This is a genomic window from Streptomyces beijiangensis (genome assembly GCF_017315755.1).
GTDB lineage: Bacteria > Actinomycetota > Actinomycetes > Streptomycetales > Streptomycetaceae > Streptomyces > Streptomyces beijiangensis.
The window spans coordinates 1-253 of record NZ_JAFLRJ010000922.1 but is presented as its reverse complement, the minus strand read 5'-3'; the positions used below and the strand labels follow the sequence as shown (position 1 = coordinate 253).

General features: G+C 74.3%; 1 pseudogene. It reads left to right on the top strand.

The annotated features are described in order from the left end of the window. A pseudogene (locus J0695_RS39875) lies at positions 1-253 on the top strand (hypothetical protein); the annotation flags it as partial.

Genomic DNA, 253 nt, shown 5'->3' with positions numbered 1-253 from the left:
GTCGTCGAGCAGCCGGATCTGCCGTACGGCATACGCACTGCTCGACGCGGGGTCCGCCCGCCGGCAGGCGGCCGACCGGCTGCACGCGGGGGCGGGCGAACTGGCCATCTCCGTCGGCTGGCTGGCGCACGACTCGGGACGCTTCGACGATGCGCGCTCGCACTACGCGGAAGCCCTCGCCACCGCCCGGGTCTCCGGCGACCCGGCCCTGGAGGCGCACGCCTTCTGCAACATGGCCTTCCTCGCACGGGAC